At 68.3% G+C, this 9,901-nt stretch carries 7 protein-coding genes and 1 rRNA gene; 7 read left to right on the forward strand and 1 reads right to left on the reverse strand.

Going from position 1 to position 9,901, the window contains the following annotated elements; all coding sequences use genetic code 11:
* Positions 1-173 precede the first annotated feature (173 nt).
* The 5 genes from B116_RS0115320 (at position 174) to B116_RS0115340 (ending at position 7,400) form a co-directional block, all read left to right on the forward strand.
* Positions 174-3,872 carry a nitrate reductase subunit alpha gene (locus B116_RS0115320; RefSeq protein WP_033665655.1) on the forward strand — a complete coding sequence of 1,233 codons (3,699 nt, stop codon included), beginning with the start codon at positions 174-176 and terminating at the stop codon, positions 3,870-3,872.
* Positions 3,872-5,491: a nitrate reductase subunit beta gene (gene narH, locus B116_RS0115325; RefSeq protein ID WP_018723744.1), complete on the forward strand. Its 1,620-nt coding sequence runs from the start codon at positions 3,872-3,874 to the stop codon at positions 5,489-5,491. The genes B116_RS0115320 and narH overlap by 1 nt, the downstream gene beginning before the upstream one ends.
* Positions 5,488-6,159: a nitrate reductase molybdenum cofactor assembly chaperone gene (gene narJ / locus B116_RS0115330; protein ID WP_027660586.1), complete on the forward strand. Its 672-nt coding sequence runs from the start codon at positions 5,488-5,490 to the stop codon at positions 6,157-6,159. The genes narH and narJ overlap by 4 nt, the downstream gene beginning before the upstream one ends.
* Positions 6,156-6,899 carry a respiratory nitrate reductase subunit gamma gene (narI, locus tag B116_RS0115335; protein WP_018723746.1) on the forward strand — a complete coding sequence of 248 codons (744 nt, stop codon included), beginning with the start codon at positions 6,156-6,158 and terminating at the stop codon, positions 6,897-6,899. Before narJ ends, narI begins: the two co-directional genes overlap by 4 nt.
* Positions 6,900-7,067: 168 nt before the next feature.
* On the forward strand, positions 7,068-7,400 hold the full coding sequence (locus B116_RS0115340; RefSeq protein WP_027660587.1) for a carboxymuconolactone decarboxylase family protein: 333 nt from the start codon (positions 7,068-7,070) through the stop codon (positions 7,398-7,400).
* Positions 7,401-7,443: 43 nt separating this feature from the next.
* On the opposite strand, the gene B116_RS0115345 is transcribed toward B116_RS0115340, so the two are convergent.
* Positions 7,444-8,328 (reverse strand): AraC family transcriptional regulator, encoded by an 885-nt coding sequence (locus tag B116_RS0115345; protein ID WP_018723748.1) that lies wholly within the window; start codon positions 8,326-8,328, stop codon positions 7,444-7,446.
* 163 nt (positions 8,329-8,491) lie between these two features.
* Between B116_RS0115345 and B116_RS0115350 the strand changes: the two genes are divergently transcribed.
* Together B116_RS0115350 and B116_RS0115355 are read left to right on the forward strand one after the other, a co-directional pair.
* Positions 8,492-9,163, forward strand: a complete 672-nt coding sequence (locus B116_RS0115350) for a class I SAM-dependent methyltransferase (protein WP_018723749.1) — start codon at positions 8,492-8,494, stop codon at positions 9,161-9,163.
* Between the two features lie 634 nt (positions 9,164-9,797).
* A 16S ribosomal RNA gene (locus tag B116_RS0115355) occupies positions 9,798-9,901 on the forward strand; the annotation flags it as partial.

The raw sequence follows: 9,901 nt of genomic DNA on the forward strand, positions 1-9,901 counted from the left end.
CGGGTGTGCTCCACGCGGTGGAATGGCGGGATGGCCGGGACCTTGGTCCCGACGGGTCGGGACCGCGGCCTCCCGATCTGACGGTTGACTTCGCGAATCCTGGTATGCGTGGCGCACTGCCGTGTGCCGCCGACAGCCCTCGCGTTGTCGCTCGCCGCCGGAGGAGTGCCCACGTGTCAGCGCACCGCCCGCCAGAAGTTCATGATCCTGCGACGGACCAGGTCCCCGGTGCGGCGCCGTTGCTGGCTGCTCGGCGCTTCCTCCGCCGGGAGTCGGTCGGTGACCACGGTCGGACGCTGCACCAGATCGCCGACGGCGACTGGGACCGGTTCTACCGTGACCGGTGGCGCTACGACCGGGTGGTGCGCTCCACCCACGGCGTCAACTGCACCGGCTCGTGCTCGTGGAACGTCTTCGTCAAGGACGGCCTGATCACCTGGGAGCACCAGGCCACCGACTACCCGACGACCGGGCCGGACTCGCCGGACTACGAGCCGCGTGGCTGTCCCCGCGGTGCCTCCTTCTCCTGGTACGAGTACTCGCCCTCCCGGGTGCGCCACCCCTATGTACGGGGGGTGCTGGCCGAGATGTTCCGCGACGGGCTTGCGCGCCTGGGTGATCCGGTGTCCGCCTGGGCGGAGATCGTGGAGAACCCGCTCAAGGCGCGTGCCTACAAGACCCAGCGGGGACGGGGCGGCTTCGTCCGCGCCAGCTGGGACGAGGTGACCACGATGGTCGCCGCCGCGCACGTCCACACCACGAAGACGTACGGGCCGGACCGGGTGGTGGGCTTCTCGCCGATTCCGGCGATGTCGATGGCGTCCTTCGCCGCTGGCACCCGTTATCACGCCCTGCTCGGCGGCACCCTGCTGAGCTTCTACGACTGGTACGCCGACCTGCCGATCGCCTCGCCGCAGATCTGGGGCGACCAGACCGACGTGCCCGAGGCCGGCGACTGGTGGAACTCCACCTACCTGATGATGTGGGGCTCGAACATTCCGGTCACCCGTACGCCGGACGCCCACTTCCTGGCCGAGGCCCGCTACCGGGGAACGAAGGTCGTTGCGGTCAGCCCGGACTACGCCGACAACGTCAAGTTCGCCGACGACTGGCTGGCCCCGCATCCGGGTACCGACGGCGCACTGGCGATGGCGATGGGCCACGTCGTGCTCACCGAGTTCTTCCGGGACCGCACGGTCGACTACTTCGCCGACTACATTCGCCGCTACACCGATCTGCCGTTCCTGGTCACGCTCCGACCTGCCGCGGACGGCCGGTGGGCTGCGGACCGGTTCCTGACCGCGGCGGACCTGGGCCAGGAGGACGGCACGCACAAGACCGTCCTGGTGGACGAGCGCACCGGTGAGTTGGTCGTACCGAACGGGTCGCTGGGCTTCCGGTACGGCGAGGCCGGCCAGGGGCGCTGGAACCTCGACCTGGGCGACGTGCTTCCCGCCCTTGGGCTGCTCGACCGCAGTGACGAGGCGATCGAGGTCGAGCTGGCTCGCTTCGATGTCGGGGAGACCGAGGGCGGGTCCACCATCCGCCGCGGCGTACCGGTTATGCGGGTCGGCGAGCAGTTGGTCACTTCGGTCTACGACCTGGTGCTGGCGCAGTACGGGGTGCGCCGCGGCGACCTACCGGGGGAGTGGCCGACCGGCTATGACGACGCGGATTCTCCGAACACGCCGGCCTGGCAGGAGCGGATCACCGGGGTGCCGGCCACGGTGGCGGCCCGGATCGGCCGGGAGTTCGCCCGCAACGCCGAGCGTAGCCAGGGGCGGTCGTTGATCGTCCTGGGCGCCGGCGCGAACCAGTGGTTCCACTCCGACATGACCTATCGGGCGCTCATCTCCCTGGTCACCCTGACCGGCTGCCAGGGCGTCAACGGCGGTGGTTGGGCGCACTACGTGGGGCAGGAGAAAGCCCGACCGATTACCGGCCAGCAGCACATGTCCTTCGGGCTCGACTGGCAACGGCCGATGCGGCATCAGGCGAGTACCCCGTTCTGGTACCTGCACACCGACCAGTGGCGGTACGAGCGGGTCCCGGCCGATGAGCTCTCCTCCCCGTTGGGCACCGGCCGGTTCGCGGGGATGGCCTTCGCCGACACCGTCGCCGCCGCGCAGCGGATGGGCTGGAGCCCCGGCCACCCGTCGTTCAACCGCAACCCCCTCGACCTCACCGACGAGGCGGCGGCGGCCGGGGTGACAGTGCAGGAGCACGTCGTCGCCGAGCTGAAGGCCGGCCGGCTGCGGTCGGTGGCGGAGGACCCGGACGACCCGGCGAACTTCCCGCGCTGCCTCACCCTGTGGCGGGCTAACCTGCTCGGCTCCTCGGGCAAGGGCAACGAGTACTTCCTGCGCCACCTGCTGGGGATCGACTCGACCACCACGGCCTCGGAGTGCGACCCGGAGCACCGCCCCCGGGACCTGGTGTGGCGAGATGAGGCGCCGACCGGGAAGCTGGACCTGCTCACGGCGATCGACTTCCGGATGACCAACACCGGCCTGCACGCCGACGTGGTGCTGCCGACCGCAACCTGGTACGAGAAGCACGACATCTCCACCACGGACATGCACCCGTTCGTGCACGCGTTCAGCCCGGCGGTGGAGCCGCCCGCCGACGCCCACTCCGATTACGACACCTTCCTGGCGCTCGCCGACCGGTTCAGTGAACTGGCCGTCGACCACCTGGGGGTGCGGCGGGACGTGCTGGCCGCACCGCTGCAGCACGACACCCCGGACGAGTTGGCCATGCCCAGCGGGCGGGTGCGGGACTGGAAGGCCGGCGAGTGCGAGCCGGTCCCCGGCTCCACCATGCCGAAGCTCATCGAGATCGAGCGGGACTACGCCCAGATCGGCGCGAAGATGCGTGCCGTAGGTCCACTCCTCGACCGGCTCGGCACCACCACGAAGGCACTCACCGTGGACGTGACCGCGGAGGTGGAGTACCTGCGGGAGCGAAACGGGGCTGTCACCGAGGGGCCGTTCGCCGGCCGGCCGTCGGTGGCCACCGCCGACCGCATGTGTGAGGCGATCCTGGCCCTTTCGGGCACCACGAACGGTCGGGTCGCCGCGGCCGGGTTCGCGGCGCTGGAGCAGCGGACCGGGCAGCCGTTCACGGATCTGATCGCCGGGCACGAGACCGACCACATCACGTACGCGGACACCCAGCAGGCACCGCAGCCGGTCTTTACCAGCCCGGAGTGGTCCGGCTCGGAGAAGGGCGGCCGTCGCTACTCGCCCTTCACCCTCAACGTGGAGCGGCTTAAGCCGTGGCACACCATCACCGGTCGGCAGCACTTCTTCGTGGAGCACGACTGGGTGGCGGAGTTGGGCGAGCAGTTGCCGGGCTTCCGGCCACCGTTGAACATGGCCCGGCACTTCGGTACGCCGGGTGAGCTGGTCGACGGCGGCGTCACCGTACGCTTCCTGACCCCGCACGCGAAGTGGTCTATCCACTCGATGTACCACGACAACGAATTGATGTTGGCGTTGTCGCGAGGTGGGCCGGTGATCTGGATGAGTGTGCCGGACGCCGCTAAGGTCGGCGTCCGGGACAACGACTGGGTTGAGGCGCACAACCGCAACGGAGTCATCGTGGCCCGGGCGGTGGTCAGTCACCGGATGCCGGAGGGCACGGTGTTCCAGTACCACTCGCCGGAGCGGACGATCAACGTGCCCAAGGCCGAGAAGAGCGGTCGCCGGGGTGGTTACCACAACTCGTTGACCCGGCTGCTGGTCAAGCCCACTCACCTGGCGGGCGGACACGCCCAACTCACCTATGCCTTCAACTACTACGGCCCGATCGGCAGCCAACGCGACGAGATCACGGTGATCCGCCGCCGCGACCAGGAGGTGGAGTACTGATGAGGATCCGAGCGCAGGTCGCCATGGTGATGAACCTGGACAAGTGCATCGGGTGTCACACCTGCTCCGTAACCTGCAAGCAGACCTGGACCAACCGGGAAGGCACCGAGTACGTCTGGTTCAACAACGTCGAGACCAAGCCGGGCATCGGCTACCCCAAGCACTACGAGGATCAGGACCGCTGGCACGGGGGCTGGCAGCTGGACGAGAAGGGCCGGCTGAAGCTGCGCTCCGGCGGCCGGGTCAAGCGGCTCAGCCGGCTGTTCGTCAACCCGGATCTGCCCTCGATCGACGACTACTACGAGCCGGCGGCCTTCGACAAGGACATCCTGGTCAACGCCCCCGCCGGGCTCAAGGACACCCCGGTGCAGCAGCCCCACTCCGCGCTGACCGGCGAGCCGATGGCCCTCACCTGGGGGGCCAACTGGGAGGACAGCCTCGGCGGGGCCCACGAGCACGCCACCGGTGACCCGAACCTCGCCAAGATGTCGGCGGAGGCCGCGGAGCGGGTGAAGTTCGAGTTCGAGAAGACCTTCCTGTTTCACTTGCCGCGCATCTGCGAGCACTGCCTCAACCCGGCGTGTGTGTCGGCCTGCCCCTCCGGCGCGATGTACAAGCGGGAGGAGGACGGCATCGTCCTGGTCGACCAGGACCGCTGCCGGGGCTGGCGGATGTGTGTCTCCGCCTGCCCGTACAAGAAGGTGTACGTCAACCACAGCACCGGTAAGGCGGAGAAGTGCACCCTGTGCTTCCCGCGGATTGAGGCGGGGCAGCCGACGATCTGCTCCGAGACCTGTGTGGGTCGGCTGCGTTACCTGGGCATCGTGTTCTACGACGAGGACGCTGTGCTCGCTGCCGCTTCGGTGACTGACGAGCATGACCTGCTCGAGGCGCAGCGGGCGGTCTTCCTCGATCCGACCGATCCGGCCGTGCAGGAGGCCGCCCGGGCCGCCGGCATGCCACAGGAGTGGCTGGACGCCGCCGAACGGTCCCCGGTGTGGCGACTGATCAGCGAGTACAAGGTGGCGCTGCCGCTGCACCCGGAGTATCGGACGCTACCTATGGTCTGGTACGTCCCGCCGCTGTCGCCGGTGCTGGACGCGGTGGGGGAGGCCGGCCGCGACGACACCGACGCCGACGACATCTTCCACACCATCCGGGAGCTGCGGATTCCGGTGGAGTACCTGGCCGAGCTCTTCACCGCCGGGGACGTGGAGGCGACCGCCGGGGTCCTGATGAAGCTGGCGGCCATGCGCTCCTACATGCGCGCTCGCACCCTCGACGGAACCGTCGCCGACGATCTGCTCGACGGAATCGGGATGACCGCGGACCAGGTCGAGGCCATGTACCGGTTGCTGGCCATCGCCAAGTACGACGAGCGCTACGTGATCCCGGTCGCCTACAGCAAGGACGCCGCCGCGCTGGAAGCGCAGGCCACCGCAAACCAGGACTGCGCGCTGGACTGCGAGGGCGGCCCGGGAATGACCACGCAGGCCTCCGCGGAGAGCTTCCACCTCGTTGAGGGCGAGCAGGTTCGTCCCGGCCGGCCCGGACTCTTCTCTCGTCGCGCCGACGGGCGGCGTGGCTTCACGATCAACCCGCTGCGAGGCGGCGCATGACCGCCGCGACCGATCGGACCCGCATCTTCGAGCTGGTCTCGCTGCTGCTCACCTACCCCGACGACGAGCTGCTCGGTGCCGGAGCCGATCTGCGCGGCGCCGCCGCGCAGATCGCGGCACCGGACGCACGGGAGCGGATCGACGGATTCCTGGACTGGCTGCTGGGCAACACGCTGATCGACGTACAGCAGCACTTCGTACAGACCTTTGACCTGCGCCGCCGCTCCGGCCTGTACCTCACCTACTACCTGCACGGAGACACCCGTAAGCGGGGAATGGCGCTGCTGGTGCTCAAGCAGCGCTACCGGGCGCACGGACTGCGGCTCGTGGATGGCCAGCTGCCGGACCTGCTACCGGTGGTGCTCGAGTTCGCCGCCATGGTGGGTCCCGGCGAGGGAGAGGCGCCCCTACGCCAGCATCGGCAGGGCATCGAGCTACTCCGCGCTGCGCTGACCGAATGCGGCACCCCCTACCGCTTACTGCTGGACGTTGTCTGCGCGGTGTTGCCTGCGCTGACCGACGCCGACCGGGCCGCCATCGCGGCGCTCGCCGTTGACGGACCGCCGGTGGAGACCGTCGGGCTGGACTCTCTCGGCGACGGTCCGGACCTGCACGCTGCCGCGCTTGCCCCTTACCCCGCCTGCTCCCCGTCGGAGGCGTCGCGATGACCAACTTCGTCTGGACCGTCCTGCCGTACCTCTGCCTCGCGGTCTTCGTCGCCGGCCACGTCTGGCGGTGGCGCCACGACCAGTTCGGCTGGACCACGCACACCAGCCAGGTACTGGAGAACCGCCTTCTGCGGCTCGGCTCACCCCTGTTCCACCTCGGCGTTCTCGGGGTTGCTGGCGGGCACCTCATGGGCCTGGTCGTACCCGCGTCGGTGACCGAGAAGATCGGTATCAGCGAGCACGCCTACCACCTCATCGCGGTCTGGGGCGGCACGGTGACCGGCCTGATGCTGGTGACCGGATTGGTCCTGCTGATCATCCGGCGCATGATCAACGGGCGGGTTCGTCGGGTCACCACCGGGATGGACAAGGTGCTCTACGCCGCGCTCGCCGGCATGGCGCTACTCGGCATGATCGCCACGGTCGGGGTCAACCTGCTCGGCGGGGGCTACGACTACCGGGAGACGGTCGCCGTCTGGTTCCGTGGGGTCTTTTGGTTCCAGCCCGATGCCGCGCTGATGAGTGGGGCTCCCCTGGTCTACCAGCTGCACGCGATCGGTGGGTTCCTCTTCTTGGCGCTCTGGCCGTTCACCCGTCTGGTGCACGTCTGGTCGGCCCCACTGGCGTACCTGTGGCGTCCGTACGTCGTCTACCGCGCTCGCCGCGGTCCGGCTCCGTCGCCAACGGCCTCGCCGAACCAGGTACGGGACGCTGCCCGGGAGCCGTCGGTCCGGCGGTGACCGCCGCGGGGCCGACCGGTGGGACTCACCCAGCGTGGCTACCGCCGACCGCAGCCCCTACCGACGCGACGGCGGCCGAGGTGTGAATTCTTCCCAGATGCCTCCGCGAACCACGTGAGCATGGCGCGATGATTAATGTGTGAATATCGGTCAGTAGCGGAGGGTGATATGCAGCAGCAGTATCTTCCGGATATCTACGTGAAGTTCCTGGAACGCTTTCCGGAGATCGCGGAGGCACAGGGAGTACTGGCGCGGACGGTGCGGGAGCGCAACTCGTTTGACGACCGAACCGACCGTTTGATCAAACTGGCGGTGGCTGTGGGTGCCGAGGCGGAGGGAGCGGTACGTTCCAATGTCCGCAAGGCGCTCCAGCACGGGGCGACCGTGGATGAGGTGCGAGCCGTTGCGCTCGCTGCCATCACCACCTGTGGCTTTCCCACCGCCGTCGCGGCGCTGGGCTGGATCGATTCGGTCGTCTTGGCGTCGTCGGACGACGCGTGACCCTGGTAGCCACCGCAGCGGGGTCTTGCCACGCGGGTTGACCTCACCCGGTGGGCGGTGCTCCGTCCCGCCACTGGGTGGGGGTGACCCCATGGCGGGCGCGGAAGCGTTTGCTGAAGTAACTGGTGTCGGGGTAGCCGACCCGGCGGCTGATCGTGCCCACGGTTAGGTCGGTCTCAGCGAGTAGCAGGCGGGCCTGCTGCATCCGCCGTTGGGTGATCCATTGAGTGACGGTTCGGCCGGTTTTGCGACGCACCACGGTGGTGAGGTGACCGGCGGTGAGCGCGAGGTCCGCGGCGATGTCGGCGAGGGAGATGGGCTGGTGGTAGCGCTCTTCGATGGCCTCGAAGACGGCTGCCAGCAGCGGTTCGTCGGCGCAACGTAGGTGATCGGCGAGGTCGGTCGACAGCCGGGCCACGGTCACGAGCAGCAGGGTCAGGTGGGCGAGGGCGGCCTCCTGATGACCGTCGCGTCGGGCCCGGAGCTCCGCGTCGAGCGCGGCGAAGCGCTCCACCAGGCTGGCCTGGTCGACCGGCGGGACCGGTAGCCGCTGCGCCCGGTTGAGGCCCTGGGCGAACGGGAAGAGCAGCGGGTGCGTCCGCCAGGAGGAATAGGCGCCGGGCATCCCGGGCCGGACCACGTCGGCCGGGAACCACACGGTCCAGCCGTCGGTGGTGGCCTCCTCGAACGGGTCAACGGCGGAAACTACCTGTCCCGGTGCGATGACGAAGAGGTCTCCGTCGTTCACGGTCCAGGTGTAGTCGTCGATGCGTACCGTCCCGTGGGCCCGGTGGGCGTAGAAGAGCACCAGGAAGTCATGGGTGTGGGTGCCGACGGCGCCGAGGTTGGGGGCCGGCTCGCCACGGCGGTGATGGGAGACCGCGACCGGGACGATGCCAGGCACATGGTCGAAGCCGAAGACCGGCACGCCCTGCCCGGTGACGCCGACATGGTGGGCTGCGCGCGCTGCGGCTGGACCTGTGAGAGCCAAGTTTCGTCGTACTCCGTCCACAGTTCCGCCATTGTCCGCAGCTTCACCCGCCATGAGGCTGAGGGTACGACCGAGTTTCACTCGAATACCGGAGCGTGCCATGACCGGACACCACAACTTCCATTCCGAGGGTCGGGGCTATCTGTCCGCCATGGGCAGGCAATGGCTACTGCCCATCTACGATCCGTTTGCCCGGTTCATGGGCATCAGGCGGGCTCATGAGAAGCTGCTGGATCGGGCAAACCTGCAGCCGGGACAACGAGTCCTGGAGGTCGGCTGCGGCACCGGCGAACTGCTGGGGACGCTCAAGCAACGGTATCCGGACGTAGATGCGTTGGGCATTGATCCGGATCTGAGCGCCCTGCGCCGCGCTCGTCGCAAGGCGACCCGGGGCAAGCTGCAGATCCGGTACGAGCACGCGTTCGCCGACGACCTACCGCAGTCGGACGACAGCGTCGACCGGGTGCTCTCCTCGTTCGTGTTGCATCACATCCCCGTAGCCGAGTGGGTGTCGATGTTGCGGGAGGCCCGGCGGGTGTTGCGTCCCGGTGGCGAGCTGCACCTGGTTGACCTTGGCTGGAGCCAGTCCGGACAGAACGGGGGCCGTCCGCACCGCTTCGGCCATACCGCGGAAAGCTCTCCCGAGCAGGTGCTGGCGGCGCTTGCTGAGGCCGGTCTGCGCGGGGCGCGGGAGAACGGCTACGGCCGGGCCCGACTGGGTGGGTACGTCTTCTACCGGGCTGCCACCGAGGGCGGTGGGCAGTCGGACTGACCGGGCTGTCGCGGGTGCGGGATGGCGGTGTGACGGGGGCCGCACCCCCTCGATTTGACGAGCGAACCCGAATCCGCGTAACTTTCTCTCTGCCAGCGCGGAACGGGGCAAACAGGATGAAAGTCCTGAGGCCCGATCCAAGCGGCACCGGCGCCAAGAAGGTTTCGCCTTTGAGTCGCCGGGCGGGCGGTGCCCGCCGAGTCTGCCGAGAGGCCGATTTGGTGCGGCGAAACCGACCGGGTAAGGTAACGGCCGGCAGGAACCGGGCGAGCTAGCGGGAAACCGCGGGCGGCCGGTCTGCCAAATCCGAGGATCGCACGCACGGCAACGTCGTGTGCGCTCAACGGGTGCTGAACCGTGCGAAGCACGACAGACCGGGACAAACGGTTTGACACGGCGGAGACGGTGAGGTAAAGTAGTAAAAGTGCCTGGCGCGAGAGTGGCGGGCTGGAGCGGTTGCCTCTGGAGGGGCCCTGGTTTGGGGTTCTGATGGTGTGTGGTTGTTCTTTGAGAACTCAACAGGGTGTTTGGAAAGCCAGTGCCGTTTTGGTCTGGGTTGGCCTGCTGTTTGGTGGGTTGGCTTGGGCTGGATTTGGCAGCAAATATTTTGTTGCTGGGATGTTTCTTCAAGTTTTTGTTGGAGAGTTTGATCCTGGCTCAGGACGAACGCTGGCGGCGTGCTTAACACATGCAAGTCGAGCGGAAAGGCCCTTCGGGGTACTCGAGCGGCGAACGGGT

It is taken from the genome of Salinispora fenicalii, assembly GCF_000514815.1.
GTDB classification, from domain to species: domain Bacteria; phylum Actinomycetota; class Actinomycetes; order Mycobacteriales; family Micromonosporaceae; genus Micromonospora; species Micromonospora fenicalii.

Excerpts from the sequence above, each read along its gene's own strand:
- B116_RS0115340 (WP_027660587.1), top strand. The coding sequence starts at position 7,068 with ATGCAGCAGCAGTATCTTCCGGATATCTACGTGAAGTTCCTGGAACGC.
- narI (WP_018723746.1), top strand. The coding sequence starts at position 6,156 with ATGACCAACTTCGTCTGGACCGTCCTGCCGTACCTCTGCCTCGCGGTC.
- narH (WP_018723744.1), top strand. The coding sequence starts at position 3,872 with ATGAGGATCCGAGCGCAGGTCGCCATGGTGATGAACCTGGACAAGTGC.
- B116_RS0115350 (WP_018723749.1), top strand. The coding sequence starts at position 8,492 with ATGACCGGACACCACAACTTCCATTCCGAGGGTCGGGGCTATCTGTCC.
- narJ (WP_027660586.1), top strand. The coding sequence starts at position 5,488 with ATGACCGCCGCGACCGATCGGACCCGCATCTTCGAGCTGGTCTCGCTG.